A 25,124-nucleotide genomic window follows, 5' to 3' on the forward strand; every position below is an offset into this window, starting at 1 on the left:
GCTCGGTCGGCCAATATTTACGGAGCCTCGAAGCTATTCTTCTCCGACGCGGTGCCCACAAGGCGTCTGCGACAAATGTTGACAGGCAGTCGAAACAGAACCGTTCCGCCCCTATTTAATGGGTCGTGAATGGGCGGCTATCTGATCCTCCCGTAAGAGCTCACCTCGCTTCCTGTTATTCCTCACCTTCGTTGCTTCGTCGAACCGGAAACGGTCGGCGAGGCCACGAAGCGTGTCTTTCGCGCGGCCGGTCCTTCTACCGTCGCAATCCCCGCTTTCGGAATTCCCTGCTGAAAAAAGCCGTCCGTCGCTTTCGCCTCACCCGGCGAGGCGGACGGCTTTTTTGAGCACGGTTTCACCGCCTGTTCAGGCATCGACCTCAACCACCCCAAACTGGAGTGAACAATGAATGTAAAGGACATCAAGCTGTCCCCGGAACAGTGGCTTGCGTTGCTCCAGAAGTACGGAGTGCCCGCGAGTTCGCTGACCGGGAAGGGCGCGCCCTGTCCGATCTGCGGCGGAAACGACCGCTTCACCTATGACAACAACCGTGGCCGTGGCGACTGGGTTTGCCGCAAGTGCAACGACGGCGACCGTAAGGCCGGCGACGGTTTCGAGTTGATCTGCAAGTCCGCGGGACTGACGTTCCGCGAGCTGATGATCGAACTCGAAGGAGGGAGCCTTGCGGACGCTCGCAGAACTCGCGAACGCCCAGACGCGCCCGCGCCGGGCCGAAAGGTCGATCCCGAGTGGGCGAAGAAGCGCCTCGACTCGATGTGGGATCGGGCGACGCTCGTCGGGTCCGACGGCCTCGTGCCGCGCTACCTGCGCGAGCGGGTGCCGGGTCTGACGGCACCGCCGTCTCTGGCGCTGCGTATGGGAATGCTCGACTACTGGCACGACAAGAAAGTCATCGGGCAGTGGCCGGGCATCATCGCGCGCTTCACGCTGCCGGACGGCCGTCTGGGAACGCTGCATCGCACGTTCCTCGAGCGCTCGAAGCCAGTGAAGGCGTCCATCGTTACTAACGATGGCGAGATCCTCCCGGCCAAGCTGAACGACGTGACGCTTCATAAGCTCAACGGCGGCGCAGTCCGGCTGATGGAACCTGTCGACGGTGAAATCGGCGTCGCGGAAGGTCTTGAGACGGCATACGCCGCGCACATGCTCTTTGGTGTGCCGGTCTGGTATTGCCTGAATCGCATCCTTCTTGCGGATTTCGTTGTGCCAGAAGGCTTTGGCATTCGTGTCGTGCATATCTACGCCGACTTCGATGCTGTCGATCCACGTACCGGGAAGTCGCCGGGCGTCGACGCGGCGTTGAAGCTGGCCAAGCGCCTCCGCGCTGAGGGGTACACGGCTATGGTTCATCGGCCGAAAAAGCGGGAGACCGATTTCGCAGACGAGTGGTGTGCGTCTCACCGTGCGCACGCCCCGACGTCTGCAGTCGTAGTGCGCCGCGATTTGCGTGAAGCACTGCATGTTTGATTCTTGGCGGCATCGAGGCCGCTAACAGTAACTTTCGCCCGGTGGGGATTCGTCCCCCGCCGGGGCCGCAATCCGCCCGAGCTTTTCCAATGGAGAAGAGGAAATGAGCTTCAGCATGATTGTTGGCCGGTATGAAATTGTCGCAACGTCCGGTGTCGAGAACGGCTCGGTCAGAGTAGGGAAGTCAGAGGCGGAAGCCTACGACGTGATCGACCGCAAACGCGGCGGTCATGCCCGGCTGGAGAAGCAGGGCGTCACGCTGGACACTGCTTGGTTTTACTGCATTCGTCGACAGGCGAGCGCACAAGGTGTATCTCTGCTGCATTGATACCCCCTGAAACAAAAGCCCCGACCGTTTGGTCGGGGCTTTTTTATTTTGCGGCTAGTAATCAGCGACTACTTGTAGCGCACGACGTACCACAAACGCCACCTTAGGACGAAAAACGTGATCTTCAGGAACGGAACGAGGATGCCAGTTGCCCAACACATGATGAACGCACTTGACGCGATCAACACCTGAGTGATGCCGCACTTCGGCAGGTAGGCACAAACCCACATCACGAAGAAAGACGCCATCACGATGATGATGCGTCGGGTGAAAAATGGCAGCGACATGAACCTAGCGTACATCGTCGGCTCCTTCGTCTGAGCGGAACAAGGCGCGATGCAACAGATAAGCTGCCTCCCACGCAGCCAGCGCGGCGGCCACGAAAGTCCACATACGAACGCCGCGCGTCCAGTCGGCTTGCGCCAGATTGTTGAGAATGTCCATAACACGCCTCAGTGTTCGTTGGTTTTGATAGGTGCACTGGCTGCACATAAAACCCATCTTGCCAGATACGCGGCGAAGTCAAGCCGCAGCGGACGGGCGAGCTTGGCAAGCCGTGATAATGATATTTCAATGCAACCACGAGTGAGCCCGACTGCGGCGCAGTCGGGAGATGCTTTATCGGCGCGACGAACAGGTACTCGGGCCAACGGCACCGGTTGACTAAAACCCAGCGAACTGGTCAGCGATCTCATCGACATTGAAACGATGAGAAAGCTGCGTCACGACATCGTGGTCGCTTGCGCCCGAAGATACTGCCGAATTGGCCGCGATCATCGTGGTAGACGGTACAGGAAGAGCAGAGGCTCTTGGAGCAGAGACCGCTTCTGCCGACAGTTCAGCGTAGGCCGGCAACCGCCCACCTTTGCTCGCGGAGGTCAACTCGCGCCCGCCGATCGCGGTCCGCGCTGTGTCGTTGGCTAATGACCGGAGCACGGCCGCGCGCAATCGTGGATTGTGTGCATCCAGACGCTGATACAGCTCAGGGAAGAGAGCCTCGTCCACCGTCACCTTGATCAGCATCTTTCTTGTCATGCTGCCACTCCGAGCTTGCGCTCACGCGCAAGCGTCGATTCACCGACGATCAGGAAGCCCTTCACGTTCGCGAAGCACGGCGCGTCCATCAATTGAACTCGATTCTTCGGAAACGCTTCGCGTACTGCTGACTCGTAGAGAGCTGCACCACCACCGCTCAAGACGATTGAGCGAACCGTACCGGTGTTGCCGACCTTTTCCTGGATTGTTTTGACGGTGCTCCGGATCACTGCTTGCGACTTTTCCAAGTACGGTGCGAGGTCAATCTCGTCGCTGTAGAAAAGGAACGGCTTCTTCATCCGCAGGCATTTATCGAGCTTCTCAATGTCGGTAACGATCTCGCCCTTTTCTTCGCCAATCAGCGATGCTATGCGCTTATAGACCTGCGATGCACCGCCAGGAACCCCGTTGCTACGCCCGTCGTTCATTGTGAAGCCACTTGCGACCACCCAGTCGGTCGTGAAATAACCGACATCAATTACGATGTGTTCGTTTTCCCGATCGAAAGCATCGCCGCCGTACTCGGAAAAAGAGACGAGCGAACCGAGAGGCTGCGGGATGACTTTCACGCTGCCGATACGCACTTTGTGCTCACCAAATGTCAGCGTGCCGCTGAACGCGTCGCGCACGGAGTCGGCGTACTTCCCGATGCTATGAACTGGTAAGCCCAGAACTAGACGTTCGGCTTCCGTCACGCCGGCGAAGTGAAGGGCGCCGTAGAGCAGCGCCGCGTAGTTCGGCGTTGTGCAGAAGTCCTCAGACAGCGTCCGGCCTGCGTTCCCATAAGCTGACGATCGTTCAACGCCGGGACCGACTTCATACACTGTTCCATCGATTTCAATGGCAGCCACTTTGCGATCGGACAGCACACCGTTGGCAAAACTCGAGACCGCCTCGCTGACGCGAAGCGGTGCGAGCGAAGGAAACATCATCGTCGCGAGGTCCGAGCCCATACGAAACGCGCATTTAGTATTGCCGTAACCAACGTCAACTGCAAAAACCTGTGTTTGCATGATTCTCTCTCCAGAGTTCAGATAAGCCGTTGCCAACAAAGTTTGCCCGGCCCCTGGCCGGTCCCTGCGTGGCCGCTACACGGGCCAAGAGCAGCATTCGGAAGGGTGAAGCTGCTCGTAAGTCCGCTGTTTGGTCCCTGCTTGACCCTCGTTGGGGCCAAGCCGTGACGCGCACTGAGCGGCAAGTCTTGTTAGGGAACCTACAGGTACCCACTAGGGGCCAAAGCTGCTGCTGACTGACCTAATCTATCTGGAACGCCGCAATGTCAAGGAAGCAAAAGCTCGCTACATTTAGGCAGCTTTCGAAATGTGCGTTGTCTTCCGAGCGGCTATTATTCCGATCACCAACCGCGCGACCAGCGCATCGAACCTCCTATACGGACCATCGAGGGGACCGCTTTGCCTAGCGAAAATCCCCTCTGTCACAGGCCGCAAAATCATGCGGCATTTTTCTGAATCAAATCAAACGCACCGTGAGCCAAGTTGAGGAACACGGACACGCGATATCCATTGGGTTTGCGGGCAGTTCAGCCCGAGAAAGCAAGTTGAGTCGAGGTGCGAGCGGACACGGACACAGTCTGCTGCTGCTAACACCGACGCATTCAACGAGCATGGACGCATCCTTACAGCAAACGAAGCTGGGTACGTTGCATGAGGCCCGACACACCGCGGCGGATTCAACGCGCTTGGGGATGGGGGAGCGAGCAAGCCAGAGAGGCGACTGCTCCCTGTACGGAAGACGAACGGTCGGCGCAACCGGAACAAAACAGCGCAAAAGCAATTACCGAGCAATTGGCCTTAGCGCATTAGTGCTAAGGCCGGCGCGGTAGCCGTAGCAGCGGCATAGCCGAGTCGCGCAAAGAAACGCGCGCGACTGGACTGTCGGCAGTAGCGGGGAGAGCAATCAACGGCGAGAGGTTCCGCGAAGCGGACCCGCGTTGATGTCTACCAGCGGCTAGTCGGCGGCGGTCAACACGCGAAGCGTGAGACTGGCAGCACGCAGCAAAACGGACGGTCGATGCACGTTTCTTCCACGTGCGGGGCTGATCGAATGGAATCGCTAAAGGCGAGGAAGGTTGGACCCGGCGGGGTTACGCGGCGCGCAGCGCGAAGAGACGAGGGGATAGGCTCCCTGCGGTCCTCGCCCGGCGACAAAGGGGATCGGGCAGATGTCAGTGTCCGCGTACCAAGCGCAAAACAACGAGGAAACGATGCAGGAGCCGTTGGACGTATTCGTGCTTCGGAAGGCAGTAACGGGCTCATATGTTGTCGGCTCGTACCACCGCGTCATTGGGCCAGTTTTCCTAGACGTATTCCGTTCGGTCGGACGGCATCATGGGCTGACGCTGGACCTCGACCGCGCTCATCGCTTTGAGCGCAGTGCGGTCGACATAGATGCGTTTCTAGCGAAGCTCGACAAAAGTAATTGCGAGTCCGGCGGGCATACCGGCGACTTCGCCTCCCTGTGCAATCACTCTTCCGTTACCCCTGAGAGCTTGGCTGCGTGGGCAAGAGCCACACCTTGGATAGAGGTTTTAGCGCCTGCGCCGCCGCTGTATTTGGGTGCATTCGGATCGGCCGTCGAGCGCGATTCGCCCTGGACGCCAGAAGTTTCTCAAGCACTCCGCTTCAGTGCCAGAGAAATCCTGCTTGAGCCGTCGCTCAGGCGGATCGAGCCTCACGGGCGTTTCGTCTCGCTGACGGCGGGTCACGCCACCACTACAAATTCGCAGAAAGCCGCCCAGGAGCCGTGGGTCAATCATCCGCTTGAGGCAGACCTAGCGTGGTCCATGTGGCAGTTGTCCGTGCGATACGGCTTTGACGATGTGAATGCTCGACAAGCTGCGCTAAGGCATGCGGCGGCGGCCGGCTGGGAATCCGCGGCGGCAGGTGTGATTGAGATATCCGGCCACATTGCACGGTCGCCCGAGCTGCGCCAATCGTTCGAGACAGGACGGGCGCTCTGCCATTCAACCAACTACATGATTACAAACGCACAGGGGAATCGCTAATGTCCGTCACCGTCAACGTCCGCTCTGAACTTCGTCGCTACAACTTGCCGGAGGACTTCAAAGTCGAACTAGAGCGGCTACTGGAGGACAACGTCGATCGCGTGCACAGCCGGACCCGCGTGAGTAAGAATGCGCTGTCGTTGAAGACACAGCAATATAGGATTCAGAAGATTTGCCACGCGTTCGTGGAGCTTCGTGAGAACGGATACGCATTGAAGTCCCCATGGGCCCTAAAGCAAAAGCACGTCGAGGCGCTTGTGCAGCTCTGGGTTCGTAACAAGCAGACGGGAGGAACAATCGAGAACAAGCTGACCTATCTTCGAGCTCTCGCCGAGTGGATGCACAAGCCAAACCTGATCGGCCCGTTGGAAAGTTACGTTGACCGCAAAGAGCACGGTCTCGTGCGCTCGTACATCGCCACCGAAGACAAGTCGTGGGAGGGAAATGGGGTTGATCCGGTTGAGAAGATGGCGGAGATTGCACAAACCGACAAGTATGTCGCTGTCCAACTCCGCCTGCAGCTGACCTTCGGTTTGCGCGTCGAGGAAAGCTTCCTCTTGCGCCCAGTTGAGTCAGTCGGCGATGACGGGATGCTTCACGTCACACGGGGGACAAAAGGCGGTCGAAACCGGGTCGTCCCAATGGGCGACGGCCTGGACGTACTGAAGGAGGCGGGCGCCCTGACCAATCCGGTTTCCAAGACGACGATCCCGCTGGGATATACGAAGCAGCAGTGGAAAGACAGGTTCTACCGAGTGCTCCGCAAGCACGGCGTGCGCAAGAGCGCGCTCGGCATAACTGCCCACGGGCTACGTCATCAAAACTTCCACACTATGTACGAAGCGTTGGCAGGCGTTAAAGCGCCGGTTAAGGGAACAGGCGAGATTGCGCCGAAGGTGCGGCAAGAGGAGGCCAGGCGTCAGGTGGTCGAAGCGGCAGGCCACAGCCGGCCATCGATTGCAAACGCGTACCTGTCGACCCATCGAGTGCAGCAGCGGAAGACTGCCGACGTCACGATCGACCAAGTTCTTAATGCCATTGATCGGTTCAACTGCAATAAAAAAGCTGCCGCAAACTTCCTTCAGATCTCGCGGCAGAGCGTCTATCGAATTCTTGATCGCAGCCGAGATTGTGACAAAACGACATAAGGTCACCATTTGTCACAACTCAAATTTCTCGGAAAGCGCTTAGGAAACAAATGGTTAGAAACCGATGGCTTCCGGAACGGGCCATATCAGTGATATGGCCCGTGGGTTCGGTCCAGCGCTTGAATCAATTCAAGAGCCAATCCAGCGACCGGCTTGTCATGGTGTGATAAGTCAGATCGCGGCCAAGGCGAGCACCACAGCGATCTGCGGTGCGAGCTTCGAGCGCAGGCGGTAAGCGGCGCGAAGGTAGTCGATGGGCGACATGTGTTTCCCCGTGGTGGTGGTCGCTGGCGCCAACTGGCCAGCACCAATCCAGTATGGACGCACACGCCAGAAGTCAAGTTACCAGCGATTGCGGTCCGGCAGATCGTCAACTGCGAGGTTCACGCTGTTTTCGAAACTGCCCTCGTCACCGCCGGTCGCGGGAATGCGCGGAAACTGAATCGAGGCTATGCCGTCGATGTAGACGCGTTTCGCAAGTTGCTGGAGCTTCCGGTATCTCGCAGCATCGTTGAGCACTGTGTCGACAGGCCAGAAGTCGCTCAAGGTGATCTTGCTGTCGACGATTTTCGCAGCCAGCAAGGCGAAAACTGGGCCGCGCTTCTCCCAGTCGCCTTCCGTTCGTGCCAAAAGGTTGATCAGGAACGGCGCATCGAGGGCGCTGACTTCTTTCCTGATCAGCTTGAGCAGATCGCCTTCCTTGGCAGGGGGGCGCCGCGTCCGAGCGTTCCAGATCGCGCCGGCCTGCGCAAGGGCCGCGTGCCGGTCGTCGCCGATCGCGATCCAAGGCGTTTGCATGCCGCAGTCTTCGCAAAAGATGCAGCAAACCTTCTCTTGCGGGATCGCAAAGAGCGAGCGCGCTTCGAGGTCGTTTATCTGGGGAGCAGCTCGGTCGTCGGCGCTCAGATAGTCACTCGCGGGCGCCGACAGGCGCTTCAATAGCCGGTGCGAGTAGCCAAAGGCCCATTTTCCGCCGCAATGGTCGCAGGGGAAGAGCTCGTCAGTCATGGCAGCGTGATCCGGGGCGTTCGCCGATCGTCGGCGAAAAGGGTGTGGGCGGGTGCATTATAGCGACGTTCGTTTACCGCCAAATTAGGAAACAACCCCGAACTTTACAACACCTTACAGACTACGCGGCGACGCGATTGGCGGCGATCGCGTTGTAATCCTCGTGGCTGACCAAGCGGATGGGCCTCAAGGAAGGGGCGTCGAAAAGCAACCGATACGATCTGCCAACGGGGACCGATAGGAGTTTGCCGGCGGACGACTTCAGGAATTTGCCATCGAGCGAGAAGGGATGGATTCCGTTGCTGACCTTCGCGAGGAGGTCGCGTGCCTCGCGTTGAACGGACGACAGATGTCGAACCAGCGACAGATCGATGGCGTCGTCGGCAGTGGAACTCTTCTTTGCCGCGCGCTTTTGTTCCATCGCGAGGCGTTGCTCCGCTTTCTCTTTTTCTGCGTTGGCGCAGGTGTGGCAGAACTTCCCCTTGCCGGTGTGACCGCATGCAAACGTCTGCTTCATGTGCTGGTGCTCTGTTGTTGCTGATAGCCTATTGCACCACCGATTGACGCTCGGTCAAGTCTCCGTTGAAGGCTGTTTCAATGCCCTTTTCAGGTTATCGATGGCGTCGAGCGTCTTGGAGAGCTCGAGAATCCGCGCATCAGCAAGAGCCAGACGATTGTTGAGGTGCTCGATCTGCGAGAGAGCGAGACCATACTGCTCCGCGAGCATTGAAAGCGCGGAGAAGGGCGCCAGGGCCGCGCCGCAGTCAGAGCAGGAGACGGTGCCGCCGTGTTTGTGCAGGCGGATATGACGATGCGCGCAGTCGTTGCCGTGACTGCGCGCATCGTTGGTAGAGAGACGCGTAAAAGGAAGGACGTTGCTCATTCAGGAGTCAGCGAGTACTCCGCGTCGCTAGGCGGACAACGGCCAATGTCGCCACCTAGATTGTCGGGAAACAAAACCCGAGCAATTCTCGCATCTCGCCGATAGTGTCGCTCGACATTATCGAGATATCGCCGAAAGGCTGCGTCGTCAAAGAGACGCCCCTCAATTGAACAATGCGCGAGACGTAAATCGGTCGGCATCGACGCGTGTTCTTCAAGTGCACGGGCATGTCCGGCATTGGGCAGCCACCACCTGTTCCAACGAACAGTGAAGGCTAGCCAGCTACGCGCTGAGCTATCGATCTCGGCCCACGACGCTCGGAAGTCGAGGATCGCGCCAAGGGTGCTGAAGAACACCATGCGCACTTCGTTGTCGTCGGCGGCCGCAACAACGATCTGCTTGCGCCGCTCATCGACCGGGTCGATCGAACTTGCCATTGCGAGCGCGGGGTAGCTCACCTGCCAGTCGGCGTCGCGAGCCGTCGCGTGTTTCAAAAAGAACGAGTTCGAGCTCACGTGTTGTATCGGGAAGTTGAAGACTGGGTCAAGGTATCGCGGTGATGCCCGCTGTCAAGTCACGCAGCGGCCGGAAGTCGTACCGACGCCAGTTCTGCTGGAGGTATCCACTCGACACAAGGCGTTGCGGTGCGCGCGTAGTGCGCCTGCTTTTCCTTCTTACGCTCAAGGTACTGCGGGTTGCCCTGCGTGCCATAGACTTCAATCGCGGTCAGGGCCTCGGTGTCCGTCAGTTGAAAGTCCGGAAGCAGTTGATCGCCGGCCCCAAGTCTGAGCGGCTTGGTAAAGCGGCGGCGCTCCGCGACCAGCCGGTTGGCCATCGCGACTTCGTAGCTGGAGTCGCACGGTATGAAGCTGCTGTTGCAGAGCTGTAGAGCGATGTCGACGATTCGAAGATTGCCTTCTTTGGTCCGCTCGATGACCGCTAACACCACGATCCGCGCGCTCGCGTCGCCGACCATGGCCCATGCAGATCGAAATGATGCGGCCGCGATCTCAATCAACTGCTTTGAGGCGAAGAAGGTGCGCTTCGTCTGGCGAAGCTTGACGACGAAGCCATATCTGGAAGCATCGACCGTGCGCAACTCGCCAAGCACCAAGCCACGTTGCGACGCCGTGGGCGTCGTTTCAATCCGCCCGAGAAAGTCATCGAACTCCGCGACGATGGATTGTGCTTCGTTTTCGTCATAGCGACGCATGACATGCAGGACGCTCTGCATCGGCTTACCGTTGAGCTTGCCGTCTCCAAGTGCGGCGACGAGGTGAGCATTGCATTGCCCCCAACTGCGCGCAGAAGCACCCGTCCAGTTATGCAAATCCGCCTCGATCCAGAGACGCTGCAGGAAGCCAAGCAGCGGTGCTGCACGGCGCGTCCTGCCGGTGCCTGAAGTGGTCGCGGACCGGCGGGGAGAGGGTTTCGACTGTTTTGACGAATAGCGTGGCGTCGAGCTTGACGTTCAGGCCCGTAGGCGTGTGCTGGATGGCGTCAGCGGCGTCGGACTTGCTCTTGCCGGTCGCAGCGGCCCCCGCATAGAAAGGGCACTTCGAGTTGTGGTGCGGCCCTTCGTCGGGCCATCGCGCGAGATGAAAGAGCGCGCCGTAGCGACGAACTACGAGACGCAGCGGTTGGCCCGCACCCGCAGCGTTGCATTGGCATTGCGCATATCCCGGTGACTTTTTGGCACGCTTAAGCTGGCGCGCGTAGCGTGCCGGGCTGTTGTGGACGTCCTCAAGTGAAACGGTGAGATTGTCAAAGGAGACGTGAACCATGTCTTTCGGCCTCGCTCAGCGTGGAACGCGCCTGGTGGCTGGGGACTTTGTGAACATGGGCGCGAGTGCCCAGCAGATTGGCCATCTGGCGCACGCTCAAGCAGAACTGCTCTGCGTGGAAAGTGCTGGGAAACCGCACGCCGACGGTCGACACAGAGCGGCATAGTCACGAGAAAACACAGAGCCAGCGCCGATCAGTGCGTCCAGCCATGAGTCGGGGAATCCAGCGGCCGGCTCCGCGTCTGCGCGTGCGCCTGCCGGGTCATCTCTGATGTCTTCGAAGCTAACAATGATGAGGTCCATCGTCCTTGGTCACGGGCAAAGAGGGGTCCGCGAGTTGCCTTAGGTGCGAATTGGTGCTTTCGCCAAAGCCTTGTCGCATAGGACGAGCGCGCCCATCGCCGCGACGAATCCTGTGTACACAAGTGCGATGAGCAGCGCGGTCAAGCGCTTTTCGTTGCTTGCGAGCGCTTCGGCGCGAAGGCTCTGCGCCCTCGCGAGTTCGACACGCTGCGAATCGAGCTCGTCGTCGAACGACTGACGGTCGCGAAACCCATAGTTTTGAAGCACAGTCGCCTGCACGTTGGCCGGAACATGCTGAAGCGCATCAGAGACGCCTTGCATGCGCTCGACGAGGCCTGTACTTGCAACGACCGGTACGGCTGTTCGCTCGAGTTTGAATCCGTGAACAACAAGGCCGATCGCCGCATCCGAGGTCGCGCACGAAGCGATGAGGACGGCAACAGTAGTTATGTGACTCAGTTTCATGTGCTCACGGAATCGGTGACGCGGGTAGCGCAGTTCACGATTCTCGCGATCGGCGATCCATTAGCGAAGGAGTGAGAAAGCTGCGTCGTTTCGAGCGCCTTTTCGATTCGCCTTGCACACACGTAGTTGAGCCGGAATTTCTTGCCGACAATTCGACCAGAAAGCTAGCGTTTTTAGGGGGTCTTTCGCCAAACGCGCTTCATCATGATGAAGCCCCCGGACCGTGACCTCTGGGAGAGGTGTGGGTGAATGTGCGCGGCGGTGACGTGTTATCCCCAAGGTTATCCAGAAAAACTGGGGATAACTGAAATCGGCTGGCTGAAGAGGCGCTATCAAAAGCTCGCCTTTCCCCGCAACAAGGCGACGTCGTGCAGGTATCGTTGGACCATCACCCGCGCGTCTAGCGCATCGACTCTCGGCGACGCAATCATCGCCGCACACAAACTTCTAGCCAAACCCGCAGGGGCATGTCCCCTTCGCGGGCGTGCGCCTGCTCATTCCATGGAGCAATCGCATGTACACACAGTTGATCGAGCAGTTCAAGACGGCCCAAACGGCAGCAGCAGTGGCATATCGCGCCGTCGTTCAGGCGGAGCGCGATGTCTTCGCAGACGGGCTGACCGAGTATTCGGCGATGGAAGTGCGCAGCGAATACAAGGTCGAACGCGAGCTCAACACGTTCTGTCGTAGGGTGCTGTCCCGGCTTGTGATGGAGGCAAGCCGCAAGTTTGCGCCCGCCGGCGGCAGAATCGAGATCGATCAGAGTCGCGAACTCGACCGATGCGGCCTCGATATCGAAGACGATCTGAGGAAAAACAAGATCCCTGACTTGGACGGCTTCTGGCAACACCTCGAGCGAACGTTCGGTGGTGAAGCTGGCGAGCGCGTTGCGTTCGAGCAGGCAGCCAAGGCCATCATCGACGGCTTCTGGCTCAAGCCCGATACCGAGATCAAGCGCACCAGCAGCGCGGTGATCTTGGAAAAGCGTGTCTCGTCCGAAGCGTCTTTTCGCTCGAAAGGTGAGCGCGAGGTCTACTACTCGTCGCAGCAGTCGGTGTTCACAACCTTCGATGGACTCGCGACCTTCGCGAAGAAGCATCAGTTCGGCGCGCTGGCGATGCAACTGCGCAACGTCAGCGTCCACCGACTGACGTTCTCCACTCGCGAGAAGCTGTCGTTCACGGGGCTCGAGATCGTGCTGTTCAACGACAAATGGCAGTTCAAGTTCGCTCACGACGTGGGTGATGCGTTGTCCCTCTTCATTAGTGAGTTCGGCGCCAAGTACCTCGCCTCGCGCGACCGGTACTGAAGTTCCCACCGTTCCATCTTTTCGACCCGCTCCGGCGGGTCTTTTCTTTTCTAGAGGCAAATCATGCAGAGAGATCTGTTTTCGGTTGAGCGCGACTGGTACGAGCCGTTGCGTGCGATCAGAAGTTTGGGGTCGCAGGCAGCGTCGATCGCCCATCAGGGCGAGCTGGCAGCGGCGCGGCGTCAGCACCTCGGGCAGTTCTTCACGCCGGACGCCATTGCGGCGTTCATGTGGAGCTTCGTCAGCGGCTGGAAGGTCAATCGGCTTATCCGGATCCTGGACAACTCGGTCGGCTCGGGCCGGCTGCTTCAGTACGCAGACCCGGAACGCCATGCCGTGTACGGCGTCGACGTCCACGCCGATGTCATCCAGCAGTGCCAGAAGGTGTTCGAGGACGGGGGGTTTGATTGCGAGTTCCGGCAGGCTGGCATGGAGGACATCCATCCGGCGCGCTTCGATATCGCGATCATCAATCCTCCGTTCTCGATCCATCTCGAGTCGCCGCATCTGCAGACGCTGGAATGCACGACGTGGGGCCGGTACGGCGCGCACACCAGCGCGTTGAGCCACGACTACGCCGTGCATCAGGCGCTGGAGGCGGCAAATATCGTCGTTGCGCTTCTGCCGATCACCACCGCCGAGTCGATGATCGCGGGCGAGCAGGGCGACCGATTGAAGCGCCGCGCGGCTGGACTGTTCGAACTTCCAGCGGACGCGTTCGAGTTGGAAGGCGCGAACGTGCGCACGGCCGTGGTGGTGTTCGACCGTTATCGCGATCGTCCCTCGAACTTTGTGCGGGCGGTCGTCGACGATCTGGCGAAGCCTGGCCCAGATCTCGGACTGCACTTCGAGGAGCGTTCCTTCGGGGAAGCTCGGTTGCGACTGCAGAAGCTCGATGACAGCGTGCCGCTCATCACGCGTGCGGTCACGGGCGACAAGTCTGTCATGGTGTCGCACGATGGCCGGCGCATTCGCTTGTCCTTTGCGTGTGGCTTCAACGAAGCGATGGTGCTCAACGCGGTTCTAGTGAAGCGCATCTACTCGCGTGACGGCCACCGGCTGCCGCGTGGTTTCCGTTACTCGGGGCAAGGCTTGCTGGATATGGAAACGTATCTGGTGCAAGACGATCCGGTCGCGGCCTTTGGTCAGTTGCTCGATCGAATCCGCGGCATCGGTGGCGAGCCGCAACTCGCGCCCGGCTTCATGGAGCACTTCAGCAGACGCATGCGTCGCAGCGTACGGCAGGCAATGCCGCTGCGGCACGTGGCGTGGACAACTGGCGCTGGATCGCGTGATCAGGTGTCGGGCATCGCGAAAGAGACCCACAAGGTCGATGCGACGCGCTGGGCCAGTCCGCTCATCAAGGCGGGCGACGAAGTCCACTTTGATCGCGAAGCCGACGGGCGATACCGATACGCGCTGCATGGCGTTTGGTATCACCTGTCTGTCGACGAGCTCAATGCGCGGTTCGCGGTCGATAACGTCAGCGAGGGATGGGAAGTCGTGCACGAAGGTCTGTGCGCGCGCTTTCCCGACCAAGCAGCGGCGCTGCGCTCACGCGTGAAGGCGCTCGGCGTCGATCAGTGGCTCGATTGGGAGTTTCAGGTCGATGATCTGGTCGAAACGCTGTTGAAACCGACCGGTTGCGTCGTTGCGTGGGAGCAGGGCTGCGGCAAGTCCCGGCTCGCGTTGGCGCTGATCCTCGTCTCCGGTGTGAAGCACGGCCTCATCGTCGTTGAGTCCCGGCTCATCGAGGAGATGCTGAAGGAGATCGGCCAGTTGCCGATCGCGGCCGATCAGGTGAAGGTAATCGAATCGGCGGCGGACCTTGGTGACCTCCGGCGAATCAACCTGATCTCGTATGAGCGGCTGCGCATGCCGGTCGACAAGGCAGCTTCCGCGCGCGTGACGTATGCCCATCGGCTTCGCCGCCGTATCGGCCTGCTGGTGGCCGACGAAGGCGAACGCCTCGCCAATCCGACAAGTGATCAGAGCCGCGCGCTTTGGCAGCTGTCGGCGCGGCGACGGTTCGTTTTGACGGGAAGTCCCATCCCGAACTACCCCAGAGACGCGTTCGGGTTGATTGCGTTCTCCGGTGGTGATGGAACGGCAGCTCAGCCGTATGGCTACCGCGTCGGTTATCTCGAGCAGAACTGGATCAATTCGGTGGAGTACGCGATGCGCGGCGTCGATCGATTCAGGGATGACTTCGTGGTGCTGGAGTGGGTCACGTGGCAGTTCGCGGAGAGCCTGCAGGACGGGGCAAAGCGCGAGGTGCCGAAGATCGGCAACCTGCACCTGTACCGGGCGATGCTCGCGCCGCACATCAAGCGGCGGCTGGTCGCCGAGCCTGAGGTCTCGCGTTATATCCAGATCGAGCCGCCGCAGTTTGAGGTGGAGACGGTCGACTGGGATCGCGGGCATCTGGCCGCGTACCTGCGCGCTGCTGACGAGTTCGCCGATTGGTATCGCTCATCGCGCGATGACAAGAAGGCGTGCAACCTGGTGACGATCCTCGCTCGTATCCGTGCTGTTCACTTCTCCGCCAACTACCCGCAGTTCGGGATGGAGGGCGTGGAGTACATCGGCGGGCTGACGAGCAAGCAACGCGCGATCGCGGCCCGTATGAGAGCGATCGCGGCGGAAGGCAAGCAAGCGATCGTGTTCGCCGAGAACCCGGGCGTGCTCGATCTTCTGGCGCGCGAGCTGGACGCGCATGGTGTGCAGACGGTGCCGTGTCATGGCGAGATCCCGATCAAGCGTCGCGTGGCCGATAAGGACAAGCGATTCTTGGGCGGACTGGCAACCGGTCTGATGGCAACCAAGGCATCGGGCCGCGCGGGCTATAACCTGCCGAACGCCGACTACATCCTCTTCTACGACCGTTCGTGGACGTGGCGCATCGAGTATCAGGCGATGCGGCGCGCGCTGCGATGGAATCGGAAGGGCGTGTTGAAAGTAGTCTATTTTCACCTACCGGGAAGCATCGACGAGTATCAGGACCAAATGGTCGCGCACAAACGTGACGCGACGCAGGCGGGGCTGGACTGGGCGACGCCGGAACTGGACGACGAGACCTTCCTTCATATGGACTCCCTGCTAGATCGTTTTGTCGATGACCTCGCATTGCTGTCGGCGGAAACGTCCGGTGACATGCGCAAACTTTTGAAGGAGGCTGCATAAATGCCGAAAGACTCGAACGTGTATGTGGTGGTCGGGGAGGGCGTCGTCACGGTTAAACGTGAAGGCTCCAATCGCGCGGTGCTGGCGAACGTCCTCGGCAAGGTACAAGTCGATGGCGTAGAGGTGTTGTGCCTTGACCGCCTCGTTCATGAAAGCCATGAGCAGCAGTTTGGCGATTGGACGTTGGCGGGCGCGGTCACGACTCTGCTGTCTCGGTCGATGCCGCCCCCGACTGGCGCGGAAGCATGAGACACAGCGGCATCCTCGGTGCCGCTGTCATACCCTTTATCCCAACCCGGCTTTCGAGCCGGGTTTTTTTCGACATTGCCCCCGAGACCTGATGACCGTTCGGCCACGCGTCGGGGTGTTTTCGCCATCGCGAGCCCGAGTGTTCGTTGCACCGCATCATGTGGCCCTTAATGCCAATACGCTTCGTTCGCGGTCTGGTGTCCCCCGGTTATGCGCCGACTGTCTTGGGCGCCGGCGTTCCGCCGGCGCACTTTTTCGCTCATGGCATCATTCGAACAGGCGCGACTTCGAGCGTCCGTAACGCCACGACAATGCAATGAGCAATTCGCCAACAACCAGCACCCGATCCCTCTCCTTTACCGTCCCAACGCATTTAGCCGAAGCACTCAAAGAGACCGTTGACGACTTCCTTGCAAAAGCGGCGGGCGGAACGACACCCGCGCAGCGAGCGGCCGAGATACGCGCTCAGGATCGCGACGCGAGCCTTGATTCGCTTGCCTATCTCCTTGACGTGGCCGAGGGCAGTTCTGGGCAGGCACGCGTCGCTGCTCAGTTTCTGGCTGGCCTCTACAACGGCGAGGACTTCCCCTTCAGTCTCACTGACTTTCGACGGCTCGACGATGATCTGCTAGAGCACTGCATCCAGGTGCTGCGGCTGGACACTCGACACGCGACGGAAGTGCATCGTTACTTTCCCAAGGGGGAGGCCCGCTGGCTGGCAATGATTAGACGATGGGGGCTGGCTCACGAGCCGGCGGACACGGCGCTGCCGGACGACGACGTGGTGCATTCGTGCCAGTACGAAAACAAGCTCGATGCGCCGGGTTATCGCGACGTGACCTTGGTCGTCAAAGTGGCAGTCGGGATCAATGAGGTTCGGTCGATCAGCCTTGCTCTCTCGGCGGCCGATTCGGAGCGGTTAGCGGCGGATCTCGTCTCGCTTCACCGACTTGCGTGGACACGAGGCAAGCCGTTGGATGCGGACGAGAATGAGCCGCGACCCGCCTGGCTCTGAAAGACGGCATGAATTCGTGAGCTTTTGCGCGGCGTGCGCGCGAAGTAAACCGCTATTGTTGCTCCATCACCCGCGTCATAGACGCATCGACCCCGCGCTGACTTCGTCAGCCCACGTTGTTCAACCCTTTGGGAACCACTCCCAAAGGGGGCAGGTTCCCTTTCAGGAGCCCTGCCATGCAGCAACAACCTACTCTCGCTCTCAAGAACATTCAGGTCACCATCAATCCCCGCAAGTATTTCGATGCGGCGGAGATGGAAGAACTGACCGCGTCTGTGCGCGAAAAGGGCGTCATCCAGCCCGTCATCGTGCGCACGCTCGCCGACGGTGGCTTCAGCCTCGTCGCCGGCGGCCGCAGATACAAGGCGGCGCTTGCGGCGCACGGCGAGGATTATGAAATTCCGGTCGTCGTTCGAGACATCGATGAGGTCGAAGCGAAGCAACTGGCCATCATCGAGAATATCCAGCGAGCCGACATGTCACCCGCCGAAGAAGCCATTGCGGCAGCCGAGCAAGTCGGGCTGTGCAAAGGCGATCGAGACGAAGTGGCACGCGTCTTCGGCTGGTCACGCGCGACGCTCGACAAGCGTCTCGCGCTGATGAACTGCAGCACGCCTGTGCTCGATGCACTCAGCACGCGTCAGATCCTTCTCGGTCACGCCGAGCTGCTGGCCGCGCTCCCCAAAGAGACGCAGGACAAGCTGCTGCCGGTGATCATCAAGGAGGGTAAGGCGGTGGCGGAGGTTAAGAAAACCATCGAACAGGTCGCCTGTTCGTTGGCAGCCGCGATCTTCGACAAGGCCGACTGCGCCGGATGCCCGCACAACTCGTCCACGCAAGGCGAAATGTTCGGCGAGTCCATCGGTACGGGAAACTGTACGAACCGCACCTGCTACAACGAGAAGACCGAAAAGATGCTTGAAGCGACGGCCACTGGTCTTCGCGACGAATATCCGGTCGTGCGCATCGTGCGTGCTGGCGACAACCACACGCGCGTGCAACTCGCAGTCGATGGCCCCAAAGGCGTCGGCGAAGAACAGGCCAAGGCGTGTCACGCGTGCCAGAACTATGGCGCGGCGGTGAGCGGTCTGCCTGATTCGATCGGCAAGGTCTATCGCGGCCAGTGCTTCGACACCGTCTGCAACATGAAGAAGGTGGCGGCGCAACTGCAAGCGGTCAAAGCCGCGACGCAGCCGAAGCCCGAAGCAGCCAAGGCGGGCGCGAAAGCGTCGCCTGCAGCAGCGAAGGGAGCGGCTGGTTCGTCCGCGGCATCGACGACAAGCAATCCGCCGGCGACGGTGGTGGCTGAGTCGGACCGGATCAAAGCGTATCGCGTGGCGTTGTGGCGTAAAGCCCTGCGCCGCGAGGTGGGAGCCGATCCCGCGCTGGCTCAGCGATATCTCGTTGCGATCGCACTGTCCGACCAGATGCGCTGCGTCGATCAAAAGACGCTCTCGGGCATCTGGGAAAAGCTCACCGAGGAGCAGGTCGCGTCCGGTGACGTGTCGAAAGCTGCAGCCTCGACGGCTGCCGCAGACGACGCGAAGCTCGCGCATGCCGTCACCGGTGTGACGGTTGCCGCGATCCAGGGCCTCGATGTCCAGCACCTCACGCGTCTGTGCAAGCACCATCACCTCGATCTCGCGAAGCACTGGAAGCTCTGCAAAGAGTTTATGGAGTTGATCACGAAGTCCGAAATGATGGTGGTTGCCGACGAGTTGCGCATTCGTGCCGCGCTCGGCGACAACTTCAAGAAGGCCTTCGGCAAGTCCAAGTCCGAGGTCATCGACGCGCTTCTGGCGGTCGAAGGCTTCGACTACGCGGGCAAGATCCCGAAGGTGCTCAAGTTCTAACGCGCGGCTCGCCCGTGCATCGACCGTAGTTTCCATCCTTCATAGACTGCCCATCCTTTGGATGGCGGTCTTTTTTCTTTCTCAGGAGTTTTCCATGTTTGCAGCTATTGAACCGCTTCTGCGTCACTGCACGAAGCTCACGTTGTCTTTGCAGATGAAGGGCGAAGAGATGGTTGTCTGTGTCATGCCGCAAGGCACGGCAAAAGACGCCGCCATGCTTCAGCCGCTCGCGCTCACCGCGATGGCGGCCGAACTCGACGCGGGCTTCGTCGACGCGCTCGCAGCCTATACCGGCGCGCACGCGTCGCTCGCCGAGCAGGTAGCTGCCACCACCGCCATCCTCGAGGCCGCCAAGACGACGCAAGTCTCCAAAGCGACCAAGACGCTGGCTAAGGGCGGAAGCAAGCCTGCTTTGCCTGCGCCCGGCAGATCGACCACCGATGCAGACAACGATGATGACGACGCAAGTGACGACGCCGAAGGGCAGAGCACCGCCCCGAACGCATCGTTCGCAGCGGAAGCACCGGCGGAACCGGCTAACACCGGGACCAACCTCGCATCGCTTTTCGACTAAGGAGCAGACATGGCTATCCAAGTTGCGAAGCTCACGCGCGAGTTCGTCTACAACGGCGTGACGTTCCCTGATCCGGGGCCGACCTTCTCACCCGACGATGTTCGCGATCTCTATTCCGCGCAGTACCCGGAGTTGACGACCGCGGCGATCGACGGACCCACGACGGAGGGCGAAGTCATGCGCTTCACGTTCGTGCGTGCGGCGGGTGCGAAGGGTGCCGTCATGGCCTGCCGCGTCCATGCGTAAGCGCGACCTCCTCAAAGCCCTGTCCGATCCGGACTTGGCTCTTTCTCATCAGCAACCGCCCGGAAGGGCGGTTGTTTTTCATGACAAGGAGATCGAGCAATGCTCTTCGATCCTCGCCCGTCTGGTGCAGAAGTCGCTGTCGCGGGAGAGCCTTGGCAACCGCGACGCGCTCCCTCTGCCGGACGTCGAACTCCCAATGATTTTCTAAGCCTGCCGGCCATCGGCTCGGACGTCAAAACGCGCGCAGTGATGCGTTGGCAAGCCGAAAAGGATGTCGCGGGTCTTATCTCCGCCCAGTTCAACTCGGGCGTGCTGAGGCCGCGCGACGTACCGGAGTTCAAAGGCGCGGGTGACGCGCTTGCCCACGGCTTTTTCGCGTGGGCCAAGCGTCATACGCCGCGTCTGGACTGCCTCGGCTTTGACTTCGTACTGTGCGATGTACAGGCGGTGCAAGACGTTGTCCAGTATCAGGAGGACAGCAGCGAGTTCAATCCGACCTCGCCCGTTTATCTCGGCATCGAGATAACGGAGGAGAGCATCTTCGAGATCGGCAGGCGTGCCGCCGAGCTTCGCAATGTTCATCCGCGGTTGGTATCGACGGCGATGGTGCTTATCAATCGTGCAGCGGGACGCACGATGTGGATTCGGACGCCGGACGAGTTCCTTGGGGAATTCGCCTCTTGGTTCTGGGACGGCGATTCGAACGCGACCGACGAGGAAGCGCGCGAGATGCTGACGGACCGACTCGGCGAGGACGAGGCGGACATGGAGTACTACCTCCCTTCCGTTGTCCGTCCGCAGCTCTGTCCCGACGACATGGACGTCTACCGGTGGCACGCGAAAACCCGGCGCTATCTGCCTCAACGGGCACTTGGCGTTGCGGCGCTCAGACGGCTTCAGCGGTTCACCGCCGGTCGCACGCGTCGGATCTGTGCGGAGCTGGAGAAGCTGTCGCTGATGTTGCAGCGGGTCGGCAATCGCGACCTCTTCGGCTGTGAATATCGGCCGCGCTGCGCTTATGCGTCGGCCACCCTCACCGTGGAAAACGACACCCGCGTGGGGGAAGTACTCGATTCGCACTACGAGTACCTCGCCAGCGCCGGCGACGGCACGACTTACCTTGGCTTCACGCCGCTTGCCTCTACGCCTGACGCCATCCGCAAGCAGTACGCGGACTGGTCGCAGGGCTTATCCATTCTTGGCCAACTGGACCGCGTCATCGCGTGTCTCGCGGCATAACGAGGAGCTTTATATGAAAGGGCTTGATATCGGCTCAGACCGCGTCGATGAACTGGCGGCGATCAGTGCCATCTTGCTATACGGCCGTCAGGACCGCAGCGCGGTCTACGGCACCGTTCATCCGGTGACGCAGGGCAAGAGTGGCCGGGCAACGATTGGAGCCGGAAGGCCGATCGACCGTATGGCGCTTGTTGATTGCCTGCGTGAGTTGGCTCAGAACGCGGCACCGAAGGCGGAATTTTTGCCTGAGACGGTGCTCGCGGTGTCGCAAGACGCGGTGATGTGGTGGTGCAGACCGGCGATGCGAAGAGTCTTCTTCGACTGTCAGGAGATCGGGCGGCGCAGTGCTGTCGTCCCGCATCCGGGGTTGGTGTTCCATGCAGCTTCGAGCGGGTTCGCCGTGTTCGCGCTGCATGAGGACAGCCGGCCAACACCTGAGTCGAAGCTGCATGAACCGCCTTACTTTAACACCTGGGACTGGGGGCGGATCTGCATCGGCTCGGCGCACGTTCCTAAGCGGATCGATATCGAATCGATCGGCGGATGGGAGGGCGGATTCTTCGAATCGGCCTTCACGCACCCGAACCACGGCAACAAACGTGTTTCGCATCCGAATGGCGAATTTGCGTTCTGGAAGGAGATGCTCGACGGCAAGTACGGCGAGCAATTCCCGAAAGACGCGCTCGTCCCCATGGACCTTAGTCTCGCTGAGCTGATCGCCGACAAACAAGGAGTTCGATGATGGATGCTGGTGCTTTGAATCCTGCCGATGCCGCGCTTCAACGCTCATTTCCGACTGTCATGGTGCCCCGGCGTGAGCCGGTCGCGCCAATGCAGGCGGCCGGTGAGCGGCTGCTCATCGGCGAGAACGGTGTTTTTCTAGAAATCGATCTGCCGTGGCTCTCGGTCGTTCGCCGCATTGCGCACTACACGGTCCCGACCGCGATCCCGTACGGGAAAGTGGCCGAATCGACCGAGTTGCATTGCGGTGCGGTGCGGTGCCGCCCGAGTTGATCGGCGAATTCGTCGCGATGGCGCGCGCCTCGCATCCGCTGGAAACCGGCGCCTGGATCGTCTGGAACGTGGAGACGAAGCAGTTTCGCCTCGCGCCCGTGAAGGTGCTGTCGCAGGGAACCGGCTCTTTGAAGTACGAGCGGCCGGACCTTCTGCCAAGTGAACTGCGGGTGATCGACTGCCATTCGCACGGCGCGCATCCCGCCTACTTCTCGCCGACAGACTACGAAGATGACCGACACGAGACGAAGTTCGCCTTCGTCGTCGGCAACTGCGCGTCGTCGGTGCCGAGTATGGCGATGCGACTGTGTGCCAAAGGCATCTTCGAGAACGTCGAGCGCGTGCCGAGCAGTTGGTACGCGGCGGCTCGCGCGCAGGAGGTTGCATGACCGGGACCATCCGACATCAACTTCCTTCGCGGATGCTCGAGCGGAGCTGGAATGTGGTCGTATTGGGCGCGGGCGGCACCGGAAGTGCGGTGCTCCCGAGCTTGGCGCGACTGCACCACGCGATGCTGGAACTGGGCCACCCGGGCGGCATCGACTGCACCGTGTTCGATGACGACACGGTCAGTCCGACCAACGTCGGCCGTCAGGGCTTCTATCCGAACGACGTGGGCGAGTACAAAGCCTCGCTCATCGTCAATCGGCTAAACGCGCTGATGGGCACGAACTGGCGGGCGGAAACCCGGCGATTCGGTCCGGGCGAGCCGCTCTACAACGTCGATCTCGTAATCGGCTGCGTAGACACGCGTGCCGCGCGGGCCGCGATTGTCGGCGCAGCGCAGTACACCGAGGCGTATTACCTCGACTGCGGCAACGACACGGATCGCGGCCAAGTTGTCATCGGTCAAGTCTGTGGCAAGAGCTACGCGCTGAAGCATCCTGAACGGCTGCCGCATGTGGGCGAGTTGTTTCCGGAACTGATTGACGCGAAGCTCGATGCAAAAGACGAGACCCCGTCCTGTTCGATGGCCGAGGCGCTGCGCAAGCAGTCGCTGGTCATCAATCAGGCCATTGCGGTCCAAGCGTTCAACATGCTCTGGACCATGTTTCGGACCGGCGCGGTGCCGTTCTCGGGCGTGTTTGTGAACCTCGCAACGGGGCGCACAAATCCGATTCCGTTGGATCCGGCCGCGTGGGCGCGCTTTGGGTACGAAGTCCCGAAGCCGGCCGTAAAGAAAGCGAGGAAGAGCCGCAAGGCCAAGCTCGCTGCGTAAGTAGTCGCTGTTCCATCACTGCCGACCTCCGCAAGGGGTCGGCATTTTCTTTTCTCGTGCTCAACGGGCACGACAACCCCAACAGGAGTATCCGAATGTCGGAAGACATTGAAATCGTAGTTTCGGCACCGCTCAAAGTGGCGGCGGCGTTGTGGCAAGAGCGCTGGTGGTGCTGTGCGGCCTTTGTTGTCGCAACGGCCGCAAATTCGCTCCCGCCGGCGGGCTACCTCGGCATGGCCGTCAGGTTCGCCTACGAGCATTTGTTGCACGACGCATCGGGCGTTGGCCGAATCATGGCCGGGCTGCTCGGCGTTCTCGCGGCCTCGCTCGCATGGCAGGTCGCCTGTCAGCGAGACCGCGCCCGCCCAGGACTCTTCCCCCGTGTGTGCGACTGGGTCGTCAACCGCGTCCTGATGTTGCATCTTGCGCGCGGCGTCGCGGTGGTTATTGGCGCAAGCGCCGCGTGCGGCGCACATGGCGTTGTGTTCGCCGCGGCGTTCGGCGTCTGGCTCGGCCTTGTCATGTGCTGCGTGCAGTGCCTGACCGCCTTCTCGGTTATGCCGCGTCTGCGCTAACAGCATTAGCCGCTCCCTCGTGGAGCGGTTCTCTTTTACCTCAGCGGGTACGCAGCCCGTTGGGGCTGCTCCGCCTATCAATGGAGCAAGACATGGGTTCTTCAATTTTGACGGGCAAGCGCGCAGGCGCAATGCAGAAATCCGACGGCGAGTGGATCTACGCGTTGTTCGAGCGTGGCTATGAGTCGAACGTCTACCCGCATACCGACCACTGGTCGGCCGTGGCACTGGGCAACTATGCGCAGGTCATGCGCCGCATCTTCTCGCACGCGACCAGTTGCGAAGGCGGGATGCTCCGTAGCCGCAATGGATCGATCCGGCCTGAAAACTACATCGCGAGCTGGAGAAGTGAGCTTGCCAAGCCCACGCTGCTTCGGGATCGGGCAATCGATTTGTCAGTCGGCTCCTCGTGCTACTCGGCGGTGCCTGAGTCGCAGTTGAACGATGTCCGGCTGTCGTTGATTCGGGCAGGCTTCGAGTCTCGTATCGATGAGTTGGTCAGCGGCAGCTTGACCGTTTCGCTGCACGCGGACATCGACCTGCTGCTCTCGATCTATGGGAACAGCGGCCCGCTCAGCGTTTGGCGAGTGCTCAAGGAGTACGACTGTGGGACCGCGCAGATCGAGGTGCCGGTGCCGTCCACAACGAAGACGGCGATGGAGCGGATGCCGGAGGTGCGGTGTCGTTCCATCGACCAGCACAATGTGTTGGTTGCAATGGGCGCCGCACCGTGGCGTCACGCTGGCTGGCAATACAGCGCGGTCGGCTCCTTCATCACTGAAGTCGCTTATCCGGTGGAAATGGAAACGCCGGGATTCGCCAAAAAGGCGATTCCAGCGTTCCGCGACGCGGTGAGCAACGCCCCGCAGGTGCCGTCGGCGACGCGCATCACCGTGACGCGTTCGCCCGATGGCACCGAGGAGTGGAAGGTTCGCCGCGCCGACGAGCTTGCGAGAACGCTCGGCGTTGTGGGTGAGGACGCATGTGCGCCGGCTGTATTCAGCTTTGCGTTCGGCGACTTGCTCAATCGCGAAGACACGGACCGGCTGCTGTACGGCCTCGGTTCCTTCAGCGATGCGCAACTCCAGTGGGAAGTCCCCGTGGCGCGTGAAGGCGCCGCGCCGGATCCCGCGTTTTTTGCGTCGGACGTTCAGCTCTCGCTGTGTCTCGCCTAGTGCTGT

General features: G+C 60.5%; 29 protein-coding genes and 1 pseudogene. 19 read left to right on the forward strand and 11 right to left on the reverse strand.

The annotated features are described in order from the left end of the window. The first annotated feature begins 405 nt into the window (after nucleotides 1-405). Nucleotides 406-1,488, forward strand: a complete 1,083-nt coding sequence (locus ACEN42_RS40265; RefSeq protein ID WP_371884625.1) for a primase-helicase zinc-binding domain-containing protein — start codon at nucleotides 406-408, stop codon at nucleotides 1,486-1,488. Nucleotides 1,489-1,591: 103 nt separating this feature from the next. Continuing rightward, on the forward strand, nucleotides 1,592-1,816 hold the full coding sequence (locus tag ACEN42_RS40270; RefSeq protein ID WP_035968637.1) for a hypothetical protein: 225 nt from the start codon (nucleotides 1,592-1,594) through the stop codon (nucleotides 1,814-1,816). 68 nt (nucleotides 1,817-1,884) lie between these two features. Here ACEN42_RS40270 and ACEN42_RS40275 read toward each other — a convergent pair whose 3' ends face one another. The 4 genes from ACEN42_RS40275 to ACEN42_RS40290 all read right to left on the reverse strand — a co-directional run bounded on the left by ACEN42_RS40275 (nucleotide 1,885) and on the right by ACEN42_RS40290 (nucleotide 3,864). Then, entirely contained in the window at nucleotides 1,885-2,118 is a 234-nt protein-coding gene (locus tag ACEN42_RS40275; RefSeq protein ID WP_374191238.1) for a hypothetical protein, read from the reverse strand. Next, nucleotides 2,108-2,260, reverse strand: coding sequence for a hypothetical protein (locus tag ACEN42_RS40280; RefSeq protein ID WP_371884627.1), 153 nt, complete (start codon nucleotides 2,258-2,260; stop codon nucleotides 2,108-2,110). Before ACEN42_RS40280 ends, ACEN42_RS40275 begins: the two co-directional genes overlap by 11 nt. A gap of 219 nt (nucleotides 2,261-2,479) precedes the next feature. Then, on the reverse strand, nucleotides 2,480-2,851 hold the full coding sequence (locus ACEN42_RS40285) for a hypothetical protein (protein ID WP_371884628.1): 372 nt from the start codon (nucleotides 2,849-2,851) through the stop codon (nucleotides 2,480-2,482). After that, the gene (locus ACEN42_RS40290; protein WP_371884629.1) at nucleotides 2,848-3,864 is read right to left on the reverse strand and encodes a PRTRC system protein D; all 1,017 of its coding nucleotides are present in this window, start codon (nucleotides 3,862-3,864) and stop codon (nucleotides 2,848-2,850) included. The genes ACEN42_RS40285 and ACEN42_RS40290 overlap by 4 nt, the downstream gene beginning before the upstream one ends. A 1,169-nt stretch (nucleotides 3,865-5,033) precedes the next feature. Between ACEN42_RS40290 and ACEN42_RS40295 the strand changes: the two genes are divergently transcribed. Continuing rightward, on the forward strand, nucleotides 5,034-5,876 hold the full coding sequence (locus tag ACEN42_RS40295) for a hypothetical protein (protein ID WP_371884630.1): 843 nt from the start codon (nucleotides 5,034-5,036) through the stop codon (nucleotides 5,874-5,876). Next, a complete protein-coding gene (locus ACEN42_RS40300) occupies nucleotides 5,876-7,024 on the forward strand; it encodes an integrase domain-containing protein (RefSeq protein WP_371884631.1) in 1,149 nt (382 codons plus the stop codon). The genes ACEN42_RS40295 and ACEN42_RS40300 overlap by 1 nt, the downstream gene beginning before the upstream one ends. Nucleotides 7,025-7,366: 342 nt before the next feature. Here the strand turns inward: ACEN42_RS40300 and ACEN42_RS40305 are convergent, their stop codons facing one another. The 7 genes from ACEN42_RS40305 to ACEN42_RS40335 form a co-directional block, all read right to left on the reverse strand. Next, complete coding sequence (locus ACEN42_RS40305; protein ID WP_371884632.1) at nucleotides 7,367-8,032, reverse strand: hypothetical protein; 666 nt, start codon at nucleotides 8,030-8,032, stop codon at nucleotides 7,367-7,369. A gap of 121 nt (nucleotides 8,033-8,153) precedes the next feature. After that, on the reverse strand, nucleotides 8,154-8,549 hold the full coding sequence (locus tag ACEN42_RS40310; RefSeq protein WP_371884633.1) for a hypothetical protein: 396 nt from the start codon (nucleotides 8,547-8,549) through the stop codon (nucleotides 8,154-8,156). A 54-nt stretch (nucleotides 8,550-8,603) separates the two neighbouring features. After that, on the reverse strand, nucleotides 8,604-8,915 hold the full coding sequence (locus tag ACEN42_RS40315; RefSeq protein WP_371884634.1) for a hypothetical protein: 312 nt from the start codon (nucleotides 8,913-8,915) through the stop codon (nucleotides 8,604-8,606). Beyond that, nucleotides 8,912-9,430 (reverse strand): hypothetical protein, encoded by a 519-nt coding sequence (locus ACEN42_RS40320; protein WP_371884635.1) that lies wholly within the window; start codon nucleotides 9,428-9,430, stop codon nucleotides 8,912-8,914. Before ACEN42_RS40320 ends, ACEN42_RS40315 begins: the two co-directional genes overlap by 4 nt. Nucleotides 9,431-9,489: 59 nt before the next feature. After that, complete coding sequence (locus ACEN42_RS40325; RefSeq protein ID WP_371884636.1) at nucleotides 9,490-10,245, reverse strand: DUF1173 family protein; 756 nt, start codon at nucleotides 10,243-10,245, stop codon at nucleotides 9,490-9,492. Continuing rightward, entirely contained in the window at nucleotides 10,238-10,699 is a 462-nt protein-coding gene (locus tag ACEN42_RS40330) for a DUF1173 family protein (RefSeq protein WP_371884637.1), read from the reverse strand. Before ACEN42_RS40330 ends, ACEN42_RS40325 begins: the two co-directional genes overlap by 8 nt. A gap of 342 nt (nucleotides 10,700-11,041) precedes the next feature. Next, on the reverse strand, nucleotides 11,042-11,269 hold the full coding sequence (locus tag ACEN42_RS40335) for a hypothetical protein (protein ID WP_371884638.1): 228 nt from the start codon (nucleotides 11,267-11,269) through the stop codon (nucleotides 11,042-11,044). A 24-nt stretch (nucleotides 11,270-11,293) separates the two neighbouring features. On the opposite strand from ACEN42_RS40335, the gene ACEN42_RS40340 reads away from it, so the two are divergent. From ACEN42_RS40340 to ACEN42_RS40410, 15 genes and pseudogenes are all read left to right on the forward strand, one after another. Continuing rightward, nucleotides 11,294-11,542, forward strand: coding sequence for a hypothetical protein (locus tag ACEN42_RS40340; RefSeq protein WP_371884639.1), 249 nt, complete (start codon nucleotides 11,294-11,296; stop codon nucleotides 11,540-11,542). A 409-nt stretch (nucleotides 11,543-11,951) separates the two neighbouring features. Beyond that, nucleotides 11,952-12,776: a hypothetical protein gene (locus ACEN42_RS40345; RefSeq protein WP_371884640.1), complete on the forward strand. Its 825-nt coding sequence runs from the start codon at nucleotides 11,952-11,954 to the stop codon at nucleotides 12,774-12,776. 63 nt (nucleotides 12,777-12,839) lie between these two features. Continuing rightward, a complete protein-coding gene (locus ACEN42_RS40350) occupies nucleotides 12,840-15,959 on the forward strand; it encodes an SNF2-related protein (RefSeq protein WP_371884641.1) in 3,120 nt (1,039 codons plus the stop codon). Then, complete coding sequence (locus ACEN42_RS40355) at nucleotides 15,960-16,208, forward strand: hypothetical protein (RefSeq protein WP_371884642.1); 249 nt, start codon at nucleotides 15,960-15,962, stop codon at nucleotides 16,206-16,208. A gap of 316 nt (nucleotides 16,209-16,524) precedes the next feature. After that, nucleotides 16,525-17,223, forward strand: a complete 699-nt coding sequence (locus ACEN42_RS40360) for a hypothetical protein (RefSeq protein WP_371884643.1) — start codon at nucleotides 16,525-16,527, stop codon at nucleotides 17,221-17,223. A 176-nt stretch (nucleotides 17,224-17,399) separates the two neighbouring features. Beyond that, the gene (locus tag ACEN42_RS40365; RefSeq protein ID WP_371884644.1) at nucleotides 17,400-19,076 is read left to right on the forward strand and encodes a PRTRC system ParB family protein; all 1,677 of its coding nucleotides are present in this window, start codon (nucleotides 17,400-17,402) and stop codon (nucleotides 19,074-19,076) included. A gap of 61 nt (nucleotides 19,077-19,137) precedes the next feature. Then, nucleotides 19,138-19,650 (forward strand): PRTRC system protein E, encoded by a 513-nt coding sequence (locus tag ACEN42_RS40370; protein WP_371884645.1) that lies wholly within the window; start codon nucleotides 19,138-19,140, stop codon nucleotides 19,648-19,650. A 9-nt stretch (nucleotides 19,651-19,659) separates the two neighbouring features. Beyond that, the gene (locus ACEN42_RS40375) at nucleotides 19,660-19,896 is read left to right on the forward strand and encodes a PRTRC system protein C (protein ID WP_371884646.1); all 237 of its coding nucleotides are present in this window, start codon (nucleotides 19,660-19,662) and stop codon (nucleotides 19,894-19,896) included. Beyond that, on the forward strand, nucleotides 19,889-20,104 hold the full coding sequence (locus tag ACEN42_RS40380) for a hypothetical protein (RefSeq protein ID WP_371884647.1): 216 nt from the start codon (nucleotides 19,889-19,891) through the stop codon (nucleotides 20,102-20,104). Before ACEN42_RS40375 ends, ACEN42_RS40380 begins: the two co-directional genes overlap by 8 nt. A gap of 41 nt (nucleotides 20,105-20,145) precedes the next feature. Continuing rightward, a complete protein-coding gene (locus ACEN42_RS40385) occupies nucleotides 20,146-21,135 on the forward strand; it encodes a PRTRC system protein F (protein WP_371884648.1) in 990 nt (329 codons plus the stop codon). 13 nt (nucleotides 21,136-21,148) lie between these two features. Continuing rightward, nucleotides 21,149-21,877, forward strand: a complete 729-nt coding sequence (locus ACEN42_RS40390) for a PRTRC system protein B (protein ID WP_371884649.1) — start codon at nucleotides 21,149-21,151, stop codon at nucleotides 21,875-21,877. Nucleotides 21,878-21,891: 14 nt separating this feature from the next. Beyond that, nucleotides 21,892-22,538, forward strand: a pseudogene (locus tag ACEN42_RS40395) (PRTRC system protein A). After that, on the forward strand, nucleotides 22,535-23,368 hold the full coding sequence (locus ACEN42_RS40400) for a PRTRC system ThiF family protein (protein WP_371884650.1): 834 nt from the start codon (nucleotides 22,535-22,537) through the stop codon (nucleotides 23,366-23,368). Before ACEN42_RS40395 ends, ACEN42_RS40400 begins: the two are co-directional and overlap by 4 nt. A gap of 95 nt (nucleotides 23,369-23,463) precedes the next feature. Then, nucleotides 23,464-23,943: a hypothetical protein gene (locus tag ACEN42_RS40405; RefSeq protein ID WP_371884651.1), complete on the forward strand. Its 480-nt coding sequence runs from the start codon at nucleotides 23,464-23,466 to the stop codon at nucleotides 23,941-23,943. 92 nt (nucleotides 23,944-24,035) lie between these two features. Further along, complete coding sequence (locus ACEN42_RS40410) at nucleotides 24,036-25,118, forward strand: hypothetical protein (RefSeq protein ID WP_371884652.1); 1,083 nt, start codon at nucleotides 24,036-24,038, stop codon at nucleotides 25,116-25,118. Nucleotides 25,119-25,124 lie beyond the last annotated feature (6 nt).

The sequence above is a fragment of the Caballeronia sp. S22 genome (assembly GCF_964261745.1).
GTDB classification, from domain to species: domain Bacteria; phylum Pseudomonadota; class Gammaproteobacteria; order Burkholderiales; family Burkholderiaceae; genus Caballeronia; species Caballeronia jiangsuensis.